This window comes from Williamsia sp. z34 (assembly GCF_059553395.1).
In genome coordinates this window covers 149,137-172,312 of sequence record NZ_JCANWW010000008.1, presented here as the reverse complement: position 1 = coordinate 172,312, position 23,176 = coordinate 149,137, and the positions used below count along the sequence as shown (strand labels likewise).

Sequence of the window (23,176 nt, the reverse complement as noted above, 5' to 3'; positions counted from 1 at the left end):
GGAATCCCCACGCGAGAGGATGAGGCGGTGACGGATCCAATGTTGAGGTTGCCCGACGACTACCCCCGATTCCTCGAGCAACTCAAGGCACAGGTGAGCCGGTCCCGGATCCGCGCCTCACGGGCCGTCAACACCGAGCTTCTGCTGCTGTATTGGGATCTCGGCCGGGCCATTTTGGAGCGGCAACGAGCACACGGATGGGGCACCAAGGTCATCGACCAGCTGGCGAAGGACCTACGAACCGCGTTCCCGGAGATGCGCGGACTATCCCGGCGCAACCTGTTCTATATGCGCTCGTTCGCCGCGGCCTGGCCTGAGGAAATGGTGCAACAGCCTGTTGCACGATTGCCGTGGGGGCACGTCACGGTCCTGCTCGACAAGCTCGATAGTCAGCCCCGCCGCGAGTGGTACGCGGCCCAAGCCGCCGAACACGGCTGGTCCCGTGACATCCTGGCCCATCAGATCGCCGGGCGACTACACCAGCGGATCGCAGCGGCGCCGTCGAACTTCTCCGACCATCTGCCCGCCGAGGACTCGGATCTGGCTCAACAGCTGGTCCGCGACCCCTACGTCTTCGACTTTCTGGGTCTGACCACCAAGGTGGCCGAACGGGAACTCGAAACCGCGCTGATGGCCCGACTTGAACGGTTCCTGCTCGAGCTCGGCCACGGCTTCGCCTTCGTCGGCCGGCAGTACCACTTCACGGTCGACGGCGACGAGTTCTACATCGACCTGCTGTTTTTCAACTGGACTCAGTCGCGGTTTGTAGTTGTCGAGCTCAAGGTTGGGCGGTTCCAGCCCGAATACGCCGGAAAGCTCGGCTTCTACGTGGCCTGGGTCGACGAGAACCTCCGGATTCACGGCCAGCACGCCCCCACCATCGGGATCCTGCTGTGCGCTGGCCGCAACGACAACACCGTCCGCTACTCGCTCGCCGGAGCACCCGCACCGCTGGCGGTGGCGAACTACACCTACGACACCCTGCCCGAGCAACTCCGGGAGGTCGTACCCACGGACAACGAACTGGCCTCCGCACTCGACGCCACCCTCACTGAACTACACGCTCAGCGCCCCACAGACGACCAGGACCGCTGACAACAGGCACGGTCGCACGTGAGATCTCCAAACCAGCTACAACGGATGTCTCGGTCGGGGGCACGCCATGTCCACCCCGGTTTGCCGTCTGTCCCATATCGCCCACCGCATCGAACTAGATTGGTTCGTTGTATCGCAGGTCCGGGCCGGATCATTGCATCGCAGTGGTCGTCCGGCTGGTTGAACCTCTGCGACGACGAATCAGCTATTGAACGGCGCGTACTGACAGCTGATGCGTTCGCCCATAGTTCTGCGCCCCAGGCGCGGATGGTCTAGCTAGTCGGCGCAGTCTCGACAGAGCATCTGTGGGCTTTGCTGATATGCGAGCAGGCTGCGGTGATGCACGAGAAAGCAACTGGTGCAGGTGAACTCATCAGGCATTTTGGGTATGACCTTGACGACGAGCTCTTCACCTGACAGGTCGGCTCCGGGCAACTCGAAGGAGTCAGGATCCTCAGAGTCTTCGACGTCGATGACCGCGGTCTCGGGCCGCAGGGCGGTCAAATCTTGGAGGGCGTCGACGGCCTCGACGGCGTCGGGAACAGAACGGGGAGCGTCGTAATCGGTGGCCATGCCTATTCCTCATCGTTGAAACCGCGAATGTGCGTGGAGTTTAGCGCGCTAACTTTCACGCCCCGATAGCGCATCGGATGCCGTCGCACCACAGTGATAAGTGGATGGTGCAGACGAGAAGTTTCCGGGAGTGTGAATGTGAAGCGCCCACACGGTCTGAAGGCGCTTCACATCACCATTGTGGAGCGAACACTCAAGTGAACGCTGGAGCTGGCAATACTCGAATATCGAGGATGCTACAGAATGTGATATTGCGCAAATAGACGAATTCGATCGGGCGATGACCGCCGGCCACCTCCGTGACACCTACCGGACGACAGCAGATCGACAGCGTTAACTGCTGTCAGGCAACGTTATTCAACAACTTTCACCGTTTGCGAAACAAACATCGTCGCAGGGCAGACCAGTGGTCATGCTCGACGACGTCGTATCTGCTATACCGAGGGCGTGGGCACCTATTTCGACCCACGGACTATCGTGGGACATTATGGCATCACAAACTACGTTCGAATATTACGACGATCTGACCGGCAAACCCATCGACATTGATGATCTGCACACCATCGAGTGGTCGTGGTTGGGCGTGGATTACGTTGTTGATGTCGACACCACGAGTTTAGAAAAGATCGAAGCCGGAAAAGTCTCGGTCGCAACACTCTTGGACAAATCGACCCGGGTCGGTGGTCGCAAACGCTCCACTGCTCCCAAACATCTCACCCCCGCCACCGGTGACCACACGAACGATCAGGGCCAGAGCCTTGATCTGTCCGAGGTGCGTCGATGGGCCCAGGAGCAGGGCTATGACATCGCCGCCCGGGGCCGAATCCCCCAGGGCATCAAAGACGCCTACCTCGCGCAATAGGAACTGAACCGTCCGGTCCTAGGTGAGATCGAGCTCGTCGAGCAGATTTGCGGTGCGGGCCAGGATGTCGTGGGTGCGGCGGTCGATCTCGTCGAAGGCGTCGTCAATGTCGACGAATCGTTCGAGAGCGTGCCGGCGGGCAGCGATCCCGGCGGCGTACACATCAGCCAGTACCGGCGGCGACTCGATCACAGTATCGTTCTCGAGCGACTGCACTGCTGCTGGCCTGGGCGTGTTCGGGGTGCGGGTGGGGCGGCCTGCCCCGACTAGGTGGGTGGTGATGATGTCGTACACCGCGCGCGCCGACAACCCCACATCTGGTGTGCCCGGCAAACTCTGAGGCGTTCCCCACCGATCAAAGGCCGGCAACAATGCACCCTCGGGGCGCTGCGGGGTCGGTGGCAACGCCGCGGGCTCGGCGTCGTTGGGGTCGATGGCGGCGGCCTGGTTCAGGGGTGTGATCCAGGACCGTGGTGAGGGCCGGCGGGCCATCAACTGCTGCACCTGCGCCCACCGGGCCCAGAGTGCTAGCAGCCCATAAGGATCGGTCCGGTCGGCATGCAGTTCGAGTTGGTGGGTACCGCCAATGTGCATGGTGTCGCCGATCAGGGTCATTTCGCCGCAGCGCAGGTCCGCGATCGACCCGATCGGCAGACCGACCACACACACCAAATGCAGGAGCAGAGCGTCGCGCCGACCAAACAACCCACCCGGCCACCCGGTGGTGGGGACCTGGCGGATCACCTGCTGGGCGGCCTGGACGTGGCGGTCGCGCCGTGACAGTAGACGCCGGACGGCAGTGGCCGTGCCCGGTGGCCGGTGTCCGGCATGGCGGTGCACGGTGTTGATGGCAGTTACTCTGCGGCGCAGGGTGTTCGGGTGCAGGTCGGTGGCCTCGAAATCGAGGAAGCGGGCCACAGTGCCCGGATCAGCGGGACAGTAGGGCAGGTGGTAGGCGTCGCACCAGTCGGTGAACAGGGCCCAGTCGTTGCGGTAACCGGCCGGAACCCTCAGGGCCGTCAACTCTGGGGTCATAGGCCCAGGTCGGTGGCGGCATTGTTGGTGTAGACGTCTTTTTCCCGGCCGTACCGCAGGACCGAATCCATGTGTTTGTGCCCGGTTTGGCGCATCACATTGCGGGGCGTGTGGCCTTGTTCGAAGGCTTCGGTGACAAACCCGGCCCGCAAACTGTGCGCCCCGTAGGCACTGACATCGACCTCGGGGCGCGCTGCGCCCAGGCGGCGGCGCACGATCGCATGCACCAACTGCCCGCCGGGCGCCTTGTCAGCAAGATGCCCGGAGCGGGTGATCCCCCGAAACAGTGGCGTGGACGCATCGATCTCGAGTTCGCCGGGATCAGCGCACAGGTGCCGGGTGTGACGATCAGGCGTAGCCAGTAGCCGGATCAGGCCGCTGCGCCCGGACTGGTCGAACGCGGACAGGCACTGCGCCCACCGTAGATACGCGCACGGGCCACAGGTCGCTAGATGCTGTCCGGTGGGTAGGGCTTTGAGGTACCCGGCGCCGGCCTGGTCGGTTTTGGAGGTGGCGATGTTGATGATCCACCGATCTTTCGACTGGTGGATGTCGCCGACCTGCAGGGCCATGATCTCTGAGCGCCGGGCTGCGGCCGCCCAGCCGATCACCAACACCGCAGTATCACGGCGCTCAAACAGCCGGCTGCGCCACGAAAAAGCTTGGGAACGTGCGATATCGATCATCGCCGTCAGATCAGCCAGGCTCAACGGCGCGCGTTGCTGGACCGGCCGGCGCCGCTCCCCGGCATAGCGGTTGCGGATCGCGCGCATGGTGTCAGCCACCCGGGGATGGGCCCAGACCGGCGGCTCAGATCCCCCACCGACCTCCAAGACCGGGGCGGCGCGGTGGGCGTACTTGATCGCCGCGAGCGCTCCATCGATCGCACTGACCGAATACGTATGCGCGACGGTGTCGTCGGGGCCGATGGTCAGAGTGTTTTCCATGCTCAGCAGGTAGTCACACACCACATCTGCTGGGGCCGGCAACCACGACAGACCTTGCCGCCGGCAGTAGTCGACGAACCGGGACCATTGCCGGTCGTAGTTGCGGCGGGTACTGGCCGAGCGGGCATCAGCCAACGACCGATCGATCCGCCCGACATCGAGAGCTGCCCGCGCCGAGACCACGTCGCCGGGGGTGAACCGCTCGAACTCGGTGGTCACTGCATGCCCTTCCCGTCGCTGCCCGCACTGCACGACTCGCTGCCGGGTTGCCCGGCCGCTATCGGAAACTGGTCGTTTCGGGCAAAGGTACCCACGGTCACCGATATCCGATGTTCTCACGCCTGCCGCTGGCGGTAAGGGAGGCCGCGAGGGCGTGTACAGACGCAGACCTGCAGGTCATGGCGGGTGCTCATCGCGCTAAAATGACTTAGCGCGGCGACGGGCCAGACAATAAGTCTGGCGCGCCGCGAGTGAATCACTCGGCCAGCCGCTCGGTCGCCAACCGTCAGAACGCCCAATGACGCGCGCATGGTCCCTTGCCACGACCTGTGCCAACCCGACCGATGACCCGAACCGGTGATGGAAGGAAAACCGTCAGCGGCGCCGTCGGGTGTCAATCCTTGAGGATTCCCCGGAGGCTCAACGAAGGCTGCAAGAGCAGGTATCTGAACCCGAAACGCTCCGCGGCCCCGTAGTCACGCCACGAACACCGATACCTGGATTCGAATCCCAAACTCTCCCCGACCCGATCGTTCTTGAGGTGCCACCGCAAGGGTCCGGGTTCGACGCTGCGACCGTCCCACAACCGGAACTCATACGCCTGGGAAAGAACTGTGGAGCTCCGCTCGCTCCAAAATGGATAGTTCGTCAGGGTGAGAGAAGCACCAGCCTCGACGCTGCCGTCGATAATCAACCGTTCGACACGTTGGACGTCCCGCCAGATCGCTGCCGTATCGAGGTCCGGTGCACCAGAAGAAGCAAGTGCGAACACCTCACCGTCGACATCCGCCAGCAGACGCTTCTTCGGATACTTCAGCTCCAGCGCGATACGCCGGCCACCGAGCCGACCGAGCACGTCAACTGCCAGCCGAGACCTTCCGCCCACACGCTCACTGACGGCCACCTTCTTCTCTAACCGCACCTGCTCCACCTCATCCGCCATCACCATTGCCAGCGCAAGCTGGAAATCGCTCTCCGAGTGAAACAACGGCCGCTCCTTGCCGAGTCTCTCCATCCACGACTCGACATACGGTGCAAGATCAACCATTCAGCATCCCTTCCGTGCAATCGAACGGAACTCGTCAGAAACCCTGGGCCGTCCAACCTCCAGCTATTCGATTTCCGGTTGCCCGATGACTGGTAGTCCTGGGTGAAGTAGCTCTTGCAGTGCGCGCAGAGCATCGTCATCGAGTTTTCCCGTGTCCATAGCGATCGCCCAGTCGTACTCCTCGGTGCTCCACGCTTGCAGAGTTGGACGGTCCCACAACAAGTCCCACAGCGCGCTGGACCGCGGGCGTCTGGCGAGTCTGCCGGTGATCACCATGGACCCGATATCAGCGTCGAAGGACCCATCGTCATGGTGGTACCGAAGGTTCTCGATGGTGAGGTCAGCCAGAATTGGTATCGCTAATGGGCGATTGGTGACGTGCTGGCTGAACCACTGCCGGTGCGCATCCTTCCGCTCGCCCTGGCTCGGGATACTCGCCGAGCGAAAGTCTTCAAACGGTGGGGATAGTCGGGGCGGGCGGACTGGACCAGTCCATTCAAACAGGCTGGGGTCGAGGGGTATCCCAGCGGTAAAAGCGATAAAACTGACGGCGATGTCGAAGCCGTCCTGCCGTTGCTGCAGGATGGTCCCGGTCTGCTGATCAACGACCAGTTGCATCGCATGGGGTTTGTGTTGTGGCGGTTTAAGTTCCACCGCCCAGCACCCCCGACCAAGATACTCAATCTCTTCAATGGGCTTGTCGGGTGTGGTGAAGTCGTTACCGACCCATCGTGAGGCGGGCTGAGTCTTGAGCAGTTCGCTCCCAGGCCCTACGTACGACACCGTTTGCCGCGGGACGGCCACCGGCAGGTCTTCGTGGTGAGCAAAGCTCCATACGAGTTCACCATTGTGAATGACCAGAGGTTTCCCAGCCATCGACTCGACGCGCACTTTCGGCTCGTCGCGCCACACCTGTAGGTCATCGACACCGACGACATACACCGGCATCACGTCATCGATCCCGGACGTCAAAAGACGAGCCGTGTCGATCGGCCCAGACCTAGAAATGATGCCCTCGATAGGCGCTTTCGGCCCATCGACGATTCTCTTGAGAACCTCTATCCACGTGACCACGACTCTCAACACTGCCACAGCCAGAACCAACTGCAGCGCGAAACAGCGGGCGTCAAAACTCCGAAAGAGGGTCCCGCGACGCGTGCTATCTACACCCCACTGGCCAACAGAAGGCCGTTCTATGATGCGGGATCGAGGTCGACGGTGCCCGCAAGACGCAGGAGTGGTGCATTCACATCTGCTAAGGCCCGGTGCCGCGACATCTGTGCAGGTCACGACATCTCTCAGTCTCGAGAACCTGGCGGTTCGTACATGTGCGCTGGTCGAGACCTCTACTAATCGCGCTAATCTGTTTTAGCGCGGTCAAACACGCACAAATCGCAGCGACTGCCGCAGCACCCGGGGATCTAGGACCTCATCCTCGGTGGGCCAAACAACACATCTCTCGCGCCACGATGGCGTTGCCCAACGGATACTGCGGACTGCACTGCAGCAGAGTTGTCCCCACGCCAATGCATGCCTGAGTTGCCCTGTCTTCATCACCACGCCAGAGTTCCTGCCCCAGCATCGAGATCACCTCCAACTCACTCTTCACATCGTCGAACGCGCCGAGCAGAACGGCCAGAAAAGGCTTGCGGAAATGAACACACGCACTGCCCGGCGTGGAGCTCCGTCGGGGATCTTCGGCGGTGCAGCCTGCAGCTCTTCGATCACCGAACGAACCCAGGCCGCGCGCGACGACCGCGACTCGACACTCACCGACATCTTCGACTGAGGCCCTGTCACCGCTGGCCGCACCATCGCCCGCACCGGTTTCCGAACGAATCGGCGTTCACCACCTTCAACGACACCGCGCCCGTGCGGATTGACTGAGGCCGACACCAGTCGCTACCAGCTATCCCGAGACGGTGACCTGGGTCATGAGCTCGGCGATCCACGTCATCGCGGTGTACCGAATAGCCAACCACTCAATATCAGGTCGTAACCGGCCGGGACGAACGCCTTGGGTCTGCAACGTCAGCAAGTTCAGTCCGTGCGGGTACGCAGAGGGTACGCAGCACGCCCACACCTGGCCCTTCCGCACCAACACCCGCAAACACGAAACACGCTGTCAGACTCAGCATCTCGATAACGATCAACAAAGCCACAACACCGCAAACACCCAGAGCTGCAATCTTAAAATCCGTCAAGTGTGGGTTCGAATCCCACTGGGGGCACAAAACCGCAGTTCAGAACGTTACATGCAGACATGCAACCCCGGTACGCAGTGGGTACGCAGCAGTTTGCTCTCGGAACAGGCGCCCAGCCCTCGCCGAGACGCTCAAAGACGCCGGCTGAACCAGCCAGGGCTTATCGGCAGGCATCTCGATACGCACGCAAAACTGCGGCCGGATGCTCGCGAAAACAGCTCAGTCGACCAGCACCAACTGCGGCAAGTCGCCGAGCGTCACAAGCACGACTGAGTCGTACCAATTAGTGGATCTGTCCTAAAGTTCCCCCATGTGTGTGGGTGACGCCACCGCCATCCGAAAGGATGTTGACGGGTTTCCCGCTCAGAGCCAAAGCCGTCGAATCCATTCTCATTCAAAGGATCACACGCAATGCGGGACGAGTGACTGACAGCCGAGAGAGTCGGACCTGCGGAAATAGCCAAGTCGGCAGCCACCTAGCCTCGTCATTGTTACTTAAGGGAATACTAATATCTGCACACGAAACATGTTGCACATCAACAGGTCTCGCGGACTGGCGAGGTAGTCGTGCCACTCACTGGCTGAGTCGAGATCCCCGGGGGCGTGCCCAGGTCAGCCCGGGGATCTGCATAGACGCTCGTCCCATATCCCTACGTGGCTCTGTTTCGCTTCGTTTTCGTCGCTGACGTAGTTGAGTTCCTGTTTGTGGTAGTCGCCGCGATGAATCGTTTCGGCGTAGCCTGCGCGCAACTGTTCCGCCCCGGCCTGCGAGCCCGTGGCCAGGAGCCGCACGTGTGCAAACCGCCTGCCTTTGTCGTCCGTCCGCGATTGACTTGGGTCGAAGAAGAGGCGAACTCCGCCGCCTGCCTCCTTGTTTCGAAGATGCGCAGTCGACAGTCTCCCGAGACACTGCTCGACCGCATCGGTCGCGTCGGCGCGGGGCGCCTTGATACCGATGATCGCAACGTCAACATCGTCACCGTCGACATTGACGCGCAACGTATCGCCTGACAACACTTTCGAGACTGTCAGCGCGTCCGGGTCTATGCGAGCCCATTCACCCAACGCAGATACCTTCGATGATTGCAGCTGCCGCGGCGGCTCCCCTTGACTCGACGCGGTGCACCCGCTTGCCAGAAGGCCAACTGCCAGAAGCATCAAAACGCGCCTTGCGCCCATGTTCCGCCTCGCGATTCTAGGAAATCCAACGTTCAATGTCCAATTGATAAAACCGCCCATACCTCAATGTTGAGTGAATCTTAGCAGCGTTAACGCGGCAATCTCCCCTTGAGAATGGCTGTCCCTATTATTGGGGACACTTGAGAAGTGAAACTTTCACCACCTGCGCATATTACGCGGCGCGCCGCAGGCTCATATAACATTCCAATATCGCCACCGGTTCAGCAGCCATCGGCCCCACGTCCACGCCAGGGTCAACCCCAGCCGTCGAATCGACGACCACCACGACGCCGAGCTCGCCGGACAGTACGACGACCACCACCACCTCGCCGGCGTTCCCTGCACCCCGTCTCTCTCGGAGACTCCGCTTACGGCAAGTCCGACGGAAATAGCACCAACAGTCAACGGCTCCTGGCGCCGCGGGCAGGCCCGCACTGAATCGACACCTCCGTCTAACCAACGCGCGATCACTACCAACTGCGAAAACCATCAGGAAGAATGGGCAGGCACCCGCAAGTTAACGTGCTACCTCGATCGCACAGCCGCGCTCATTCATCTAAACCTCGAAGACGAAGAAATAGGCCGCAATGAAGGTGTCGAGTCAATAGATGTGCTCGCTAATTGGAACAGCACACAATTCACCACAGAAAATATTTTGAGATCACAAACGTGGAAGGCGAGGCGCACCCAGCGTTAATAAGCGCAACGCACGAACGCCTCATTCGGTCCGGCGGGCGATTGCAACGGCACCGGAAGCACTGCCCCGGGTGTGCCCGCCGTGGTGGGTGCCGAGCTTCGCATTGTTTCCACGTTTAACGTGACAGTGGGCACAGCAAACAGTGGCGTCATCCGCTACGCCCAGGCGATCACTCGCCTCGTCGTAACCTCGCCCAGCCAGGAAGAAGTGGCGCCGTTCGCACAGGAAGTGCAGGCAGCGCGTTGAACCGACTGCCCACCGGCTAACCGTAGATTGACTGGTACCTACCAGCCTGGCGATCTCGGCATCTGTAAACACGCCCTTCTCTGCCGCCCGGTCACACACCCAATCGTAGAAGTCCATATCCGGCACTTTGTCATGAACTACGTTTGCCACACCCTGCCGATACTCAGCCTGTGGTTACCATTACGTGATGCAGCAGAGGGCGAATCGTGAGGTCTTGATCGAAGCAAGGCAGCGACTGGTCAATGCGACGGTGCAGCAGTCGATTTCACGACTGGAAGGCTACCGCGACTGTCCGACCGTGAAGTTCACCGACACTACCCCTGGCGCGTCTTCTGGCCGGTATCAGAGGAAGTCGAACGAGATATCAATCCGCGTTCCGAACTTTCTTGATGATCCAAACGTTCGCGATGAGGTGATCCGGGCGACCGTCGCGCACGAATGTGGCCACTGGGCTGATCCCTACCTAGACAAACGGATTAGACGGGCGCGGATTTATACGGCACCGATGTTCATCGTCGGCGCCGCCGCCCTGGTGGTGGTCCTCCTCTGCTCGCCTGCCTTCAACATCGGAAACCCTGATCTGGCACCACTGGCTGTGTTTAGCTGTGCAGTCGTGACAGCGCTGTCTCTTGTCGGCGCCGGTCGTTCTTACTGGCCAGGGGAATACCACGCCGATGCGGCGGCCACCAAGATCGTCGGAGTGCCAGCGGTGATCGAAATGCTCGAGACCTTCCCAGACTCAAAGATGCCCTCCCCTACCCATCCGAGCCCTAAAGCCCGGATTACACGCTTACATCGTCTGTTGTAGGTGGGTACACAACTTAGAAAGAGTGGCGGGCCTGAACCGGCCGTTATTTATTCAGCCGCCGAGATGACGCCATGAGCAAACTCGGCGTCGCCGGGGTTCACAATAAGCGGGCATACTCTGGCAACGAGCGGTGCCGTCCGGCACCATCGACCCATGGCTGATCGGGCCTACCAAGTGCGTCGGGTGAATCGCGACGAGTCGGACGCGAATCGCCTCGGCAAGTGGGCCTCACTATGGGCGGACCTGATTCACGCCGATATGGCTCTCGCCGCGAGGGCAGATTTACCCGACATCCCTCCAACGTCTTCGTTCGGCGTGCCCTTTGGGATGCTGCGGTCATCAGCTACGGACGCATAGCTGTCAGCGACTAGCGTCGCAACGTCGATTACGAGGAGTTGATCAGGGCCGCCAGCGGTGACCGCGGGATTGAGTTTCACCAGACTTTGATGGTGTGGCGCCACGACCACGTCGCTCACCGCAAGTCCCGCGAGCTTGAGACCGTCGAGGTCTACGCCGACTACCTGGACTCTGATCCCGACGTCCTCGACTCCATCAGGGTGGCGGTCGCCCTCGGGTGGGCCTCCCGAAGGCTCCTAACTCGCCGTCGCGCCAAGTCGGTGATTCCTTCGCGGCGCCGCGTCCAGATGGCGTGCTCGATTGCGTCGAGAACCAGTGGTGTGGTCATCCTTGTCGAGGTCCTCCAACCGAGGATCCGACGAGAATAGGCATCGACTACGGACGCGACAGACACCCATCCAGACCACGTCGAAACGTATGTAATGTCCGCTACCCACAACATATTTGATGCCACCGGGTTGAACTTGCGTTGCACCAGATCGTCCGCACGCTGCCCCTGAGGGTCGGCGATCGTCGTGCGCTTCTTTTTGCCGCGCCGCGCTCCCTCGAGGCCCAGTGCGCTCATCAATCGTTCGACTGTGCAGCGGGCCACCACAGTACCTTCACGTCGCAGCTGTAGCCACACTTTCCGGGCCCCATAGACCGAGTAGTTCTCGCCGTGAACACGACTGATCTCGACGTTGAGGTACTCATCGAGCAATGCCCGTTTCGATACTGCGCGGACTCGAGCGTCGTAGTAGGTAGACGGCGCGATCGGACAGCCGTGCTCGGTGAGCACCCTGCAGATCAGCACGACGGGAGTACTCCTGCTTGTTCTTCACGATGTAGTCGATGATCACTTGTTGTTGCGGTCGAGCTCCGCCGCGAAGAAAACCGATGCGATTTCAGGATCTCGTCGGCGCGCTTGAGCTTTCAATTCTCCGCACGCAGCTTACGCACCTCCGCCGCCATCTCACTCGTCACTCCCGGGGTTGGCCGGCACGGTCTGCGCCTTGCGGATCCAGTTGTGCAAAGTCTGAGCCGATCCAATGCCAAGCTTCTCGCGACCGACTCGATAGCTGCCCACTCCGAGGCGTGCTCATGCTGAACCTCGGTGACCATCCGCACCGCACGCTCACGCAGCTCCCGCGGATACCTCTTTGCGATCCTGACGACATGACTTCCTCCTTCCCAGAGAACGAAGCCTCCGGACACACCGGGGTGATTCACTACTGTCTACATATCAATTGTTGCCCAATAGATTTCGCCACGAAAAGCAAACCAAGATGCGTCCCAGTTACGGCCGGAACGCAAACGTCTGCGCAAACCAGGCCCAGACCAGGGCCTGTGACGTCGAGCAGGGGCGAGACCACTCAGGAAGTCCGAGCATCGCGTCATCAACCTTTAAGGCCTACCGTTCGAGGTATGAAGACGGACCGATCTCCGATGCATTTCGACCCGTGGGCGATCGCCGGCACTACCCTTTCTATGGTCGCACTCGGGGTTGGTGCAGTGTCCGTCATCGTTACCGGCACCACCGATTCCGCACATCTATGGTCAATCCTCGCTCTGGGCGCTGTCGGTCTTGCAATGGCTTGGCGAGCACCGAACTTTTCGGTTGCAGTTGCCGCACTCCTGGTCAGTCTGGAGGTGGACGACCCGGCACCATGGGGCACATGGGCAGTCGCCGCGGGCCTGCTTTTCCTTTACGCGCTGCGTAAACCCAGATTCAATGCCGTGACTGCTGGCGTTGTGGTCAGCGGTGCAGCGATGATCGCAGCCTACGCACCGTGGATCGACGGCGGCAGCGGCGGAGCTTTCGGGCTCGTGGCCATGGCGGCGGCGATGGTCGGAGTCGGCCAGTGGGTTCAGGCCCAAAGACGTTATCTTGCTGCGGAGGTCGGACGGCGTCAGGAAGAGGCTGAGCGTCGACGTGAAGAAGTGGCTCGTCATGTCGCAGAAGAACGGCTCCGTATCGCCCGTGAATTACATGACAGCGTCGCGCACCACCTGGCGGTGGTGAGCGTGCACGCCAATGTCGCGAGGGCGAACTTGCTCCGATCACCGAGCGCGGCCGAACGTGCCCTCAACGATGTTCAGGCCGCCACCCAATCCGTGTTGGAAGAGCTTGCGACAGTGCTTGGCGTTCTTCGTGCGTCCGAAGCTGAAATCGCGCCGACGACGCCGATCGACGCGGGGATGATCGAGGACCTTCTGGAGAGCTTCCGCGACATCGGCCTGGAGGTCTCGACGGCCGGACTCGAACACCTCCTATCCCTTGCGCCGCAAGCCCACACGGCCGCCCAGCGTCTCTTACAAGAAGCTCTGACCAACGCGCTCCGGTACGGCGACGGCACCGTGGATCTGGCCGTTGCAGGCCCAGACAAGGGATATGTGACCCTGTCAGTCCGCAACAAGCGAAAGCCTGGAATGTCACCTTCCCCCGGTAGCGGACTCGGGCTCGTGGGCATGTGCGAGCGCGTCCAACTCCTGGGCGGAAAGTTCCATGCGGGTCCTGACGCCGACCACTTCGTGGTTTCCGCACAATTTCCGACCGCCACGCCTGAACCTGCACTGAAAGAGGCGACTTGACTCCCGCCGGTATTCTGCCCGAATGAGTGTCATTCGGGTTCTAATCGTCGATGACCAGGCGATGATCCGCTCAGGAATGCGCGCATTGCTCGAAACAAGCGACAACGTCGAGGTAATCGGAGAGGCCGCCGACGGTCGGCGAGCGGTGGACATGACGCGAGCGCTGCGGCCCGACGTCGTTCTGATGGATCTACGGATGCCGGTTCTCGACGGCGTCGGCGCAACCGCGGAAATTCGCGGTGACACACGAACGGCAAAGATCGGCATCCTGGTGCTCACCACGTTCGACACCGACGAGAACGTGATCCGCGCACTCAAAGCAGGCGCGAACGGATTTCTCGGAAAATCGGCGGGCTACGAAGAACTCCTCGAGGCGGTTGGCCGGGTTGCGGTCGGGGGCTCATCCCTTTCCTCTGTCGCAGCGGATTCTGTTGTCAGTTACCTCGCCAGTACCGGAAGCCAACCGCCGGCTCACGAACCGGCCTCTCCCGAAGATCGACGAAAAATCGCATCCCTGACCTCGCGTGAACGCGAGGTTGTCGCTCTCGTCGCACGAGGGCTGAGCAACGACGCCATCGCCGAACACTTGTTCATCTCCCCTATGACGGCCAAGACCCACGTCAACCGCGCGATGAGCAAAATGCATGTATCCGATCGAGCGCAGCTTGTGATCGCGGGCCTCCGCGCAGGCCTGCTCGACGAAAACTGACCGCACAACAATACCGGCGGATATCTCACGAAATACCGCGGCTGCGGTAGGTGAATACCGCCTGTGAGGGACGACTTGGACCCCACTCACGGCCGAAGGTTGAAGCATCGGGTCGCATGAGCGCCTCCCGACTCGCCCTTCATCCCATGGAGTACTCATGTCTCGATTACTGTCCAAGGTCGGCGCTTTCAGTGCCAACCATCGTCTGACGGTCGCCGGCGCGTGGATCGCGCTCACAGCCGTCCTCGTCCTCATAGCGGTCAGCGGTGCAAAGTTCTCCGACAGCCCGTTCAGCATCGACGGCGCCGAATCGACAACCGCCCTCGCGACCATGGACGAAGCGTTTCCCGCCGCCCCCGGACCGGAATCAGGCGAGCTTCTGCTCGTCATCGAGGCCCCGGACGGCGGTTCGCTCAATCAGCCGGCCGACCGTGATGCGGTTATGCAAGTGGTCGCCGCTGCGGCCGAACAGCCAGACGTCTTATCCGCCTCAGATCCGTACGACGACAATCGCCCCTACGTCTCGGTGGACGGCTCGGTTGCAGTATCGACGCTCGCTGTCGACGTAGAGGCCGACCAAGGCGTCGTCGAAGACGACATCCGCAACGCCGCCGCAGATCTGACTGCCGCCGGCTACACCCTTGAACTGGGCGGGGCACTCGAGGACGGAGCGCCAGAAATCGCCAGCATCACCGAAGCGTTGGCAATCATTGTCGCCTTCATCGTGCTCTTACTGACCTTCGGTTCGCTCGCCGCCGCCGGCGCCAACATGCTGACCGCCTTGAGCGGCGTGATCTTCGGGGTCCTCGGGATCCTCGCGTGGTCATCGATCGGAGCCGGTATTGAGTCCACCACACTGATCCTTGCCCTGATGCTCGGTTTGGCCGTCGGAATCGACTACGCCCTGCTGATCCTCTCCCGATTCCGCGACGAACTCCGGCGTGGATCCGACATCACTGCAGCGGTTGCGCGCGCCTCGGGCACCGCCGGAACGTCCGTCGTGGTCGCCGGATCAACCGTCGTCATCGCACTGGTGGGGCTCGCGGTCATCCGAATCCCGTTCATCACCGAAATGGGGCTCGGTGCAGCACTTTCGGTCGTCGTGGCAGTCGCAGTTTCGCTCACCGTTGTACCTGCCGTTCTGAAAACACTTGGCTACAAAGCACTCCCCCGCAAGGAGCGGCCAACCAACAACACCGACTTGGACACAGCACAGTTCGAGCGGGTCGATGAGGACAGCGCGGCAAAGCCCCGCCCCACTGTCCTGCGCCGCTGGGCTCTGTCCGTCGTCGATCGCCCACTGCTGAGCATGCTCGGCGGCGCAGCGATCATCGTCCTACTGGCCGCTCCCGTGATCTCGATGGAGACCGAGCTCGACCCTCCCGGCGGACCTGATCCCGCCAGTTCCCAGCGCGCGGCCTACAACACCATCAGCGACGCCTTCGGTGCCGGTGTACAGAATCCTCTCGTCGTGCTTTTCGAAGGACCAGACGCCGCCGGCACGGCAGCCAGTGCAACAGAGACGATTACAGCCATCGACGGAGTTGCCGGCGTCAGTCCCGTGCAGAATTCGGAGACCAGCGACGTCGCCTTCCTTGCTGTCATCCCTGAGCACGGACCGGCCGATGCCCAAACAGCAGACCTGGTCGGATGGTTGCGAACAGCAATGGATGGCGTCGACAGTGCCAAAGTCTCCGTGACAGGACAAACCGCAGTAGACGTCGATGTCGATGCACAGCTCTCCTCCGGACTCATCACCTATTTGATCTGCGTGGTCGGGCTGTCATTGATCTTGCTCATGGTCGTGTTCCGATCTGTTGCGGTGCCCCTCCTTGCAACTCTCGGATTCTTGATGTCACTCGGAGCCGGCCTCGGGGTCACAGTCGCAGTCTTCCAGTGGGGTTGGGCCGGACCGGCCGTCTCTCTCGACGAGGCCAGACCACTGGCCAGTCTGGTGCCGATCATCGTGGTGGGAGTCCTGTTTGGTCTTGCGATGGACTACCAAGTGTTCCTGGTATCCCGAATCCACGAAGCACACAAGAAGGGCCTGCACACTCGCGCAGCCATTCTCCAAGGTTTCGGACAGGCCTCGCCCATCGTCGTCGCAGCAGCCGCTATCATGGCGGCGGTATTCGCAGGCTTTGCGTTCAGTGGCGGTGACCCGATGGTCGCCTCCATCGGTCTGGCCCTGACCGTCGGCGTTCTGGTTGACGCATTCATCGTCCGGATGATTCTGGTGCCCGCCACACTGCAACTCCTCGGCGAGGCCGGCTGGTGGGTACCCCGTTGGTTAAATCGGGTGCTTCCCGCCATCGACACCGAAGGCACGGCTCTCGAAGAGGCGGACCCTGTCGAAGTGGGGTCGAACACCTGACACAAGGTCAAAGTCAGCAATAAAACAACGTCGACGCCGGTCTGCCTCCAAACGGAGGCAGACCGGCGCCGCACTCGCTGGACCGGGTTCCGGCTCCGCGGCCTGGAAACTCGACCGGCTCGGCCCCACCCTGACCCGTGAGGACCTCCAACCAGCGAGCAGAGCTGTGCCGGCGAACATCCCGAACACGAGTTTCCCCTTCCGAGGTTGAGGCGGCCTGACCGCTTAACGCCACGAGTCAACTGGAGGGGGCGGTTCCCTACGCTCCGTTGCGAGCAAGACGCGTCAGGTCGGCAAGCCGGGCGAAGCAGGCACGTCATGCAGGTTCACGTAGCGTGCGGCTGGTGTCGCGGCTTGGTTGCGTAGAGCGGTGCGTAGGGTCTGCGGGGCCGGCAAGAATCGACGCGTGGGAACAAATCCGTACCGGCACGTGAATCAGTTACATTCTCCCACAAGCGGTCTCGGGAAGACGCCCGCTGCGACTTCCAAACCTAACGCTCACAAACTAGAGACCGGTCGATGTCGTCCGTCGGCTTAAGACCGAGCCTGGCAAGTCAGCATGATCGGCCGACCAGACGGTCCGGTTTCCGGCGTGCTGATCTTTTCTTGACCTTGACGTAAGGTCATAGTCGACACTGGGACCATGCAAATAGGTCAGCTCGCTGCCGCTGCCGACACCACACCGAGAACGGTGCGCCACTATCACCGCCTCGGACTACTAGATGAGCCACAGCGACGCCCAAACGGCTACCGCGAGTACACAATGAGCGACGTCGTCCGACTGATGCGGATTCGCTGGCTCGCTGACAGCGGAGTACCACTCGGCTCGGTGTCCGCGATACTTTCGCAGGATTCGTCCGACGAGGAAACTGGCAATACGATCGCCGACCTCAACTCACTGATCGGAGTCATGCGCGCCGAGCACGCGAAGCTTGCGCGTCGACTCGCAAGGCTCACCGCAATGCTCGCTGATATCGACAACGGTCATCCGATCTCTGCGCTATCTGCCGATGTCACAAGTCTATTGGCTACCGCCATTGACACCGCACCGACAGTTGCGGTGCGCACAGCACTCGAGCGCGAACGCGATCTGCTCGAAGTACTCGCCATCTCCGGCAATGTGCCCGATGACTTCTTGTCTTCGTACGCGGCGTCGATTGCCGACGAGGAGAAGCGTTCCCGCTACTTTTCGTTTCTCGCCCGATGGTCGAATCTAACAGGGCAGAAGCCGGATTCGGCGGAATCGGAAATAGAACTACTGGTTCAGGACTTGCTCGCACAGTTCGAAGAGGCAGGCACATTCACCGAGACGGAATCCGATACCGCGCAATGGGGAGGCCCCGGCATGCCGGTTTCCCTTGACGATGTCATACCCGACCCGGCTCAGCGAGAGGTGGTCCTACGCGTGCAACGTGCGCTCACGACCTCGCCGGATTCAGCGGCGATTGCCGAATGAGCGTTCTGAGCGCCAAGGCTTTTCATCGGGTTACGCAACTGCTGACAGTGGCTATCCTGGTCGTCGATGCCGGCTTACTCGCGACAGGTGTTCTCACACCCAGACAAGGGTTGTTCTTGTTCATCGCTGTCGAACTTCCCTTGGTCATGCTGGTGACGGTCGGGTTCGTGGCACGTTTCAGACTTCTCCGTCGCCGCGGAATCGATTGGTCCGAGGCCGCGACTGCGACGCTCGATGATTCGCCCTTCTGGCCGATGATTCGGGCGGAAACCCGTGCGTTCACGTCGCTATGGTTATGGGCGCGGGGCCGCGATGCCGACATCGAATCTGGCGCTCTCGTATTCCGGTCGAACCGCGGATCAATGGTTCTGCCTGCCGCGTTCGGTGTCGCCACCCTTGTGGAGATCGGTGTGCTTCATTTCGTCCTACCGTGGTTGTGGCTTCGCGTCACACTTGCGGTGCTGTCCGCGTGGTCGCTGGTCGTGATGCTTGGATACTTGGCTGTTCACCGCGTGCATCCGCACTATCTGACCGATTCGCATTTCGTGCTGCGGCAATCCGGCACGATCGTCGCCTCGATCTCTCGTTCTGACATCACATCGGCGACACTTTCACGCCGGTTTACCGAGAGCAATGCGATCGTCGTCGCCAGTCGGTTACACCTTCCCAATATGGACGGGACGAATGTCGATATCTCTCTCGTGCAACCAATCTCAATTCAACTGCCCGCCATGCTCCCGCGATTCCGGAAGACCTCGTCCGTCAATTCCGTCAGCATGTATGTCGACGACCCTGCTGCGCTCGTGACCGAACTGACGAAAGAAGTGCTTCCTGCGTCGCCCTGATGGGCAGTGCTGAATCAGTAGCGCGGTCACCGGGCCAACTGGTGTCGAGCAAAACCAGGTTGCTAGCCATGGCGAAAGGCGTCAGCGCTCGCTCTCCGCACGCGTCAGAACGTCATGGCGTGAACGAGCGGCACCATCAGCGGCGTCCGATCAGATCCAACCACGCCGTGAACGACCGTGTGAACTCTCCGGACAGTGGGAGCGGCGCCATCGCATCCAGCTGTCCTGGAGCTAAGGGCCCGATCTCGCCGAGTCCATGGTTCGTGCTGGTCAGTTGGGCGAAGGTGAGTGCCTCGGGCGCGACCGCCGTTCGCAGCCGCTCCACCTGATCGCAACTCACGTTCAGATCTTTCTCGGAGCACGTGACGAGAATTGGCAGTGAATCCGGTAGTGCGGCTGCAAGATCGGCCGGATCGTAGCGATCGGCCTCGGCAAGGAAGCGCTCGTTGGCCGGTACAAATCCTACAGACTCGAGCAGCGGGTCCTGGTCGGGAGGAATGCTGCCGTTCTCCCGCAATGATCGAACCGTGTCAGCGAGACTGCTGCGCGTGGCTTCCGCGTCGGCGACAGGAAGTTGCCCGCTCTGAACGCTGCGGTCGAGACTCGCAGTGATCTGGTCCGAAAGTAGGTCGAGATACCGCTGCGAGAGCGGTTGCAGCAGTCCGAGACCAGCGTCGGACACCTCCACCCGGTGTTGCAGCGCAAGCGCGGTGAGCGCACCTTCACTATGTCCGAGGACGACGGTTCGGGCTGCCGGCGTCCCGGTCAGTTCACCGAGCAGACCGAACGCGGCATCGGCGTCGTCGACCTGCATTTCGAAGCCGTAGTCGTATGCGTCCGGGGCGCTACCACCGAGCGCCGTGCGGCCGGACCCGAACTTGTCGTACCGCAGACTCGCGATGCCGCGCTTCGCCAGCTCGTCGGCCAGGTATCCAAGGGTGTTCGGAAAGACCATCGCGCCCGCCTGGTTTCCGTTGCGATCGGTGGGTCCACTGCCCGGCAGCAGCAGCACCGCAATGTCTGACCGTTGGGAAACTGTCGGTGTCCGTAGGCTCCCGTAGAACGTCATGTCGCGGGATTCGAACGTCACCTCGGTGTCGGCACCCACACCTGCGGACAGAGATCCGGTGGCCGATGATCCTGTCGGCACTTCCGGAATCGCCTGCGCTACAGGTGAACCCAGTACGGCTAGGCCGGTCGAGAGAACGAACACGGAGATAACTGTCGCGGCGCGGCGCCAAACTGTGATCACCAGGCGAACCCTACCGGTCGCAACTCAAGCGCGACGCGGCGGCGGCCACCCAACAGCTCGCATCACTAGACCTACCAAAAGATCAAGTTCAATGAGCTCCCGTCAGATGCAATGAGCCAGAACAACAAAAGCGTGGTGACCTGAAGATTCCACGGAGGGAGGGGCCCTCACTGAGTATGTGGACCAACACTTTCGAATCCGGTCTCATCGCTCGCAGGTGATCGGATGAAAAGCACTCTGTCGCTGCGTGATAGAGCAACGGGTGGGGTTCGAGCCGTTACATAGACCGGCGCCAAAGAAGGCGCTGATGCTCATCGGTCGGATTTGCCATCGCATCCTCTCGCGGATAAACGGAGCGGCAATTCCCTGCGCCGGATACGCCCCGTCATCGAGATCAGCGCAGCACTGCGCGAGTTGCGGCCCTGCGACCGGTGCCCACCGCGCCTATGGTGGGCCGATGAACAGGCGTGCGAGTACCTGGCGGTTTCTGGTATGGGTTGGCGCGGTCTCGATTCCGATTTTTGTGTTGGGCGCGGTAGGAGATGGGATCGGGGTCGGCGCGATGCGCCTGCCGGCGAGCGCGGTGATCGTGGTCGTTCCCGGCGCGGTCGCTGCCGCACTATGCTGGCGTGCCGGCAGGTGGCCGGCGGTCCGGGCGCTGGCAGCCCGGTTGATCGATCACCCCCACGCCCGGTGGCGCTGGTACATGGTAGGGGCGGGCGTGTTCGCGGTCGGAGCGGTGCTCGCCCAAACCGTGGCGGCGATGAGGGGCGCCGGGTCGGAATTGCCGCTGCCGCTCGCGGCCGCGCCGGTGGTGCTCGTGGTATTCGTTATCGCCGCGGCCGCCGAAGAACTGGGGTGGAGCGCATATGCAACTGCTCCCCTGCTGGCTCGAATCGGTGTCGTGAGAACCGGAGCGGTGTTGGGGGTGTTCTGGGCACTGTGGCACCTGATCCCGCTCGCTCAAGCCGGACATCCCTGGTTGTGGACCGCAGGCTGGTTCGTGAACACTGTCGCCGCCCGGATGCTGATCGTCTCCGTCTACGACCGCACCGCCGGTGCGGTCGGCACCGCGGTCACCGCCCACGCCGCACTCAACCTCGCGCAGGCCTACACCCCGGCGCTGGACGCTCCCGCCACCATGGTGATCATGGCCGCCGTCACCAGCGTTTGCGCCGCCGCACTACTCACCAACCACCGCACCGCCCGGCCACTCCAGTGACCCGGTTCGCACCCCCTCTCGCCTACGACCCGACACCCCGACCGGCGCATGCCCGTGCCCTTCTGCGATGTCGATCCGGTCAGCACTGTGCTCTGCCCGGACCGGGCTATGGCGTGCAGCTCCAACTCTTCTGACCGCGATTACGCCCCAGTCCCTAGTAGGTCGTCTGCGGAGGGTCCGCGATCACGGCCGATGGCGGAAAGCTGATGCGCACCAGGCGGCTGTCGGCCCAGTCTTCGAGCCGGGTCGGCCGGATGGTGCCGGGGTCGTGGGGCTGGTTGAGATCCGCGACGATCTCAACCAGCACGGCCTGACGTTCAGCCGGGGCGGTGACCGGCGTGGCCCGTGCAGGCAGATCTGCACGGATCCCGTTCTTGAGGTGGAAGGTGAAGTCGGGATTGGCCAGAAGGTTCGCATGCCAGTCGGTAGCGGCCCCGCCTGCGCCGCTACACAGGTAGGTGATGCCCGCAGCTCGGTAGAAAAAGATCTCGATGCGGCGTGGCCGGCCGGTGCGGCGCCCCAGCGTCGTGATGTCGATGATCCGTTCACTGGTGCCTGCGGCGGGTGTGATCTCGATGGCTCGCCGGATGCGATCGGGCAGGTGCGACAAAGACGCGTCCCGTACGGAGTCTTTCCATCCGGTCGTCTCTGGGCTGCTCATGCGGTCTCGGCCCCAAGGGCGGGCCCGAGAAGGAGCCCACCGTCGATGACATACTCCGACCCCGTGATGAACGACGCGTCTGATGACGTGAGGAACAGGAGAAGCCGGGTGACGTCGGCCGGCTCCCCGAGTCGGGGAATGGCGAACGGCTCGGGTGAATAGAAGTCGGCGATTGCCGCGGTGGCGCCGGCTGCTGGTTCTTGGATGAACGGGGTGGCAATCACGCCGGGGTGGATGGTGTTCACGCGAATGTGGTCCCGGCCGAGCTCGAGCGCTGCCGTTTGGGTGAGACCTCGCACAGCCCACTTGCTGGCGACGTACGGCGCGTAGTGCGCCGTGCCGCCCAGGCCCATTGTCGAGGCGATGTTGACGATGGCTCCCCCTGTTGCCCGACGCAGAGCGGGGGCGGCGACCTTGATGCCGAGAAATGTCCCCGTGAGGTTGATGTCGAGGATGCGCGACCACGTGGCCTGGTCCGTCTTCTCGATCGGCGCCGGCGGATTCTGGACACCCGCGTTGTTGACCAGCACGTTCAGCGCGCCAAAGGCGCTCTCGGCGGCCAGCACAGCGGCGGACCACGAGCTCTCGTCGGTGACGTCTAGGTGAGTGAAGCGAGCGCGGGTCCCGAGCTCGTCGGCGAGAGCGGCGCCGCGTTCGAGGTTGATGTCGCCGATCACGACGTTCGCTCCCTCCGCGTGAAAGGCGCGTACGTGGCTCGATCCCTGGCCACCGGTCCCACCGGTCACGAGCACGGTTTGGTCGTCGAAGCGGTGCATCTGAAGTTCCTTTGGAAGTGGGTGACCGACCGGGCTCATC

Annotated in this window: 18 protein-coding genes and 2 pseudogenes; 10 read left to right on the top strand and 10 right to left on the bottom strand. The window is 61.9% G+C overall.

All coding sequences use genetic code 11. The features are described 5' to 3' along the window. Positions 1 to 39 precede the first annotated feature (39 nt). Positions 40 to 1,095, top strand: a complete 1,056-nt coding sequence (locus AC51GT_RS19985; protein ID WP_496329963.1) for a PDDEXK nuclease domain-containing protein — start codon at positions 40 to 42, stop codon at positions 1,093 to 1,095. Positions 1,096 to 1,371: 276 nt separating this feature from the next. Here the strand turns inward: AC51GT_RS19985 and AC51GT_RS19980 are convergent, their stop codons facing one another. Further along, entirely contained in the window at positions 1,372 to 1,668 is a 297-nt protein-coding gene (locus AC51GT_RS19980) for a DUF4193 domain-containing protein (RefSeq protein ID WP_496329914.1), read from the bottom strand. Between the two features lie 487 nt (positions 1,669 to 2,155). Here AC51GT_RS19980 and AC51GT_RS19975 point away from each other — a divergent pair, with 487 nt between their 5' ends. After that, positions 2,156 to 2,530, top strand: coding sequence for a histone-like nucleoid-structuring protein Lsr2 (locus tag AC51GT_RS19975; protein WP_496329913.1), 375 nt, complete (start codon positions 2,156 to 2,158; stop codon positions 2,528 to 2,530). Between the two features lie 18 nt (positions 2,531 to 2,548). Here AC51GT_RS19975 and AC51GT_RS19970 read toward each other — a convergent pair whose 3' ends face one another. The 4 genes from AC51GT_RS19970 to AC51GT_RS19955 form a co-directional block, all read right to left on the bottom strand. Further along, entirely contained in the window at positions 2,549 to 3,565 is a 1,017-nt protein-coding gene (locus AC51GT_RS19970; protein ID WP_496329912.1) for a hypothetical protein, read from the bottom strand. Continuing rightward, the gene (locus AC51GT_RS19965; protein WP_496329911.1) at positions 3,562 to 4,731 is read right to left on the bottom strand and encodes a site-specific integrase; all 1,170 of its coding nucleotides are present in this window, start codon (positions 4,729 to 4,731) and stop codon (positions 3,562 to 3,564) included. The genes AC51GT_RS19970 and AC51GT_RS19965 overlap by 4 nt, the downstream gene beginning before the upstream one ends. 394 nt (positions 4,732 to 5,125) lie before the next feature. Further along, positions 5,126 to 5,779 carry a hypothetical protein gene (locus tag AC51GT_RS19960; protein WP_496329910.1) on the bottom strand — a complete coding sequence of 218 codons (654 nt, stop codon included), beginning with the start codon at positions 5,777 to 5,779 and terminating at the stop codon, positions 5,126 to 5,128. 63 nt (positions 5,780 to 5,842) lie between these two features. Beyond that, the gene (locus AC51GT_RS19955) at positions 5,843 to 6,871 is read right to left on the bottom strand and encodes a hypothetical protein (protein WP_496329909.1); all 1,029 of its coding nucleotides are present in this window, start codon (positions 6,869 to 6,871) and stop codon (positions 5,843 to 5,845) included. A 347-nt stretch (positions 6,872 to 7,218) separates the two neighbouring features. Between AC51GT_RS19955 and AC51GT_RS19950 the strand changes: the two are divergent. Further along, positions 7,219 to 7,568 (top strand): annotated as a pseudogene (locus AC51GT_RS19950) (hypothetical protein); the annotation flags it as partial. Between the two features lie 1,027 nt (positions 7,569 to 8,595). On the opposite strand, the gene AC51GT_RS19945 reads toward AC51GT_RS19950, so the two are convergent. After that, positions 8,596 to 9,141 carry a thermonuclease family protein gene (locus AC51GT_RS19945; RefSeq protein WP_496329908.1) on the bottom strand — a complete coding sequence of 182 codons (546 nt, stop codon included), beginning with the start codon at positions 9,139 to 9,141 and terminating at the stop codon, positions 8,596 to 8,598. 1,151 nt (positions 9,142 to 10,292) lie between these two features. Between AC51GT_RS19945 and AC51GT_RS19940 the strand changes: the two genes are divergently transcribed. Next, the gene (locus tag AC51GT_RS19940) at positions 10,293 to 10,913 is read left to right on the top strand and encodes a M48 family metalloprotease (RefSeq protein ID WP_496327156.1); all 621 of its coding nucleotides are present in this window, start codon (positions 10,293 to 10,295) and stop codon (positions 10,911 to 10,913) included. A 610-nt stretch (positions 10,914 to 11,523) separates the two neighbouring features. Here AC51GT_RS19940 and AC51GT_RS19935 read toward each other — a convergent pair. After that, positions 11,524 to 12,371: pseudogene (locus AC51GT_RS19935) on the bottom strand (IS3 family transposase); the annotation flags it as partial. A gap of 303 nt (positions 12,372 to 12,674) precedes the next feature. Between AC51GT_RS19935 and AC51GT_RS19930 the strand changes: the two are divergent. From AC51GT_RS19930 to AC51GT_RS19910, 5 genes are all read left to right on the top strand, one after another. Next, positions 12,675 to 13,841, top strand: a complete 1,167-nt coding sequence (locus AC51GT_RS19930; RefSeq protein WP_496329907.1) for a sensor histidine kinase — start codon at positions 12,675 to 12,677, stop codon at positions 13,839 to 13,841. 22 nt (positions 13,842 to 13,863) lie between these two features. Next, on the top strand, positions 13,864 to 14,550 hold the full coding sequence (locus tag AC51GT_RS19925) for a response regulator transcription factor (RefSeq protein WP_496329906.1): 687 nt from the start codon (positions 13,864 to 13,866) through the stop codon (positions 14,548 to 14,550). Between the two features lie 157 nt (positions 14,551 to 14,707). Beyond that, positions 14,708 to 16,924, top strand: a complete 2,217-nt coding sequence (locus AC51GT_RS19920) for an MMPL family transporter (RefSeq protein ID WP_496329905.1) — start codon at positions 14,708 to 14,710, stop codon at positions 16,922 to 16,924. A 643-nt stretch (positions 16,925 to 17,567) separates the two neighbouring features. Further along, positions 17,568 to 18,380 (top strand): MerR family transcriptional regulator, encoded by an 813-nt coding sequence (locus AC51GT_RS19915; protein WP_496329904.1) that lies wholly within the window; start codon positions 17,568 to 17,570, stop codon positions 18,378 to 18,380. Next, a complete protein-coding gene (locus AC51GT_RS19910; protein WP_496329903.1) occupies positions 18,377 to 19,225 on the top strand; it encodes a hypothetical protein in 849 nt (282 codons plus the stop codon). The genes AC51GT_RS19915 and AC51GT_RS19910 overlap by 4 nt, the downstream gene beginning before the upstream one ends. A 136-nt stretch (positions 19,226 to 19,361) precedes the next feature. On the opposite strand, the gene AC51GT_RS19905 is transcribed toward AC51GT_RS19910, so the two are convergent. Beyond that, positions 19,362 to 20,375, bottom strand: coding sequence for an alpha/beta hydrolase (locus AC51GT_RS19905; RefSeq protein ID WP_496329902.1), 1,014 nt, complete (start codon positions 20,373 to 20,375; stop codon positions 19,362 to 19,364). Positions 20,376 to 20,934: 559 nt separating this feature from the next. Between AC51GT_RS19905 and AC51GT_RS19900 the strand changes: the two genes are divergently transcribed. Then, positions 20,935 to 21,699: a CPBP family glutamic-type intramembrane protease gene (locus AC51GT_RS19900; RefSeq protein ID WP_496329901.1), complete on the top strand. Its 765-nt coding sequence runs from the start codon at positions 20,935 to 20,937 to the stop codon at positions 21,697 to 21,699. 154 nt (positions 21,700 to 21,853) lie between these two features. Here AC51GT_RS19900 and AC51GT_RS19895 read toward each other — a convergent pair whose 3' ends face one another. Both AC51GT_RS19895 and AC51GT_RS19890 read right to left on the bottom strand, forming a co-directional pair. Beyond that, the gene (locus AC51GT_RS19895; RefSeq protein ID WP_496329900.1) at positions 21,854 to 22,360 is read right to left on the bottom strand and encodes a nitroreductase/quinone reductase family protein; all 507 of its coding nucleotides are present in this window, start codon (positions 22,358 to 22,360) and stop codon (positions 21,854 to 21,856) included. Then, positions 22,357 to 23,136, bottom strand: a complete 780-nt coding sequence (locus AC51GT_RS19890) for a glucose 1-dehydrogenase (RefSeq protein ID WP_496329899.1) — start codon at positions 23,134 to 23,136, stop codon at positions 22,357 to 22,359. The genes AC51GT_RS19895 and AC51GT_RS19890 overlap by 4 nt, the downstream gene beginning before the upstream one ends. Between the last annotated feature and the right edge of the window lie 40 nt (positions 23,137 to 23,176).

Coding starts and splice junctions, on each gene's coding strand:
- AC51GT_RS19985 (WP_496329963.1), top strand. CDS start 40: ATGTTGAGGTTGCCCGACGACTACCCCCGATTCCTCGAGCAACTCAAG.
- AC51GT_RS19980 (WP_496329914.1), bottom strand. CDS start 1,668: ATGGCCACCGATTACGACGCTCCCCGTTCTGTTCCCGACGCCGTCGAG.
- AC51GT_RS19975 (WP_496329913.1), top strand. CDS start 2,156: ATGGCATCACAAACTACGTTCGAATATTACGACGATCTGACCGGCAAA.
- AC51GT_RS19970 (WP_496329912.1), bottom strand. CDS start 3,565: ATGACCCCAGAGTTGACGGCCCTGAGGGTTCCGGCCGGTTACCGCAAC.
- AC51GT_RS19960 (WP_496329910.1), bottom strand. CDS start 5,779: ATGGTTGATCTTGCACCGTATGTCGAGTCGTGGATGGAGAGACTCGGC.
- AC51GT_RS19945 (WP_496329908.1), bottom strand. CDS start 9,141: ATGCTTCTGGCAGTTGGCCTTCTGGCAAGCGGGTGCACCGCGTCGAGT.
- AC51GT_RS19940 (WP_496327156.1), top strand. CDS start 10,293: ATGCAGCAGAGGGCGAATCGTGAGGTCTTGATCGAAGCAAGGCAGCGA.
- AC51GT_RS19930 (WP_496329907.1), top strand. CDS start 12,675: ATGAAGACGGACCGATCTCCGATGCATTTCGACCCGTGGGCGATCGCC.
- AC51GT_RS19925 (WP_496329906.1), top strand. CDS start 13,864: ATGAGTGTCATTCGGGTTCTAATCGTCGATGACCAGGCGATGATCCGC.
- AC51GT_RS19920 (WP_496329905.1), top strand. CDS start 14,708: ATGTCTCGATTACTGTCCAAGGTCGGCGCTTTCAGTGCCAACCATCGT.
- AC51GT_RS19915 (WP_496329904.1), top strand. CDS start 17,568: ATGCAAATAGGTCAGCTCGCTGCCGCTGCCGACACCACACCGAGAACG.
- AC51GT_RS19910 (WP_496329903.1), top strand. CDS start 18,377: ATGAGCGTTCTGAGCGCCAAGGCTTTTCATCGGGTTACGCAACTGCTG.
- AC51GT_RS19900 (WP_496329901.1), top strand. CDS start 20,935: ATGAACAGGCGTGCGAGTACCTGGCGGTTTCTGGTATGGGTTGGCGCG.
- AC51GT_RS19895 (WP_496329900.1), bottom strand. CDS start 22,360: ATGAGCAGCCCAGAGACGACCGGATGGAAAGACTCCGTACGGGACGCG.
- AC51GT_RS19890 (WP_496329899.1), bottom strand. CDS start 23,136: ATGCACCGCTTCGACGACCAAACCGTGCTCGTGACCGGTGGGACCGGT.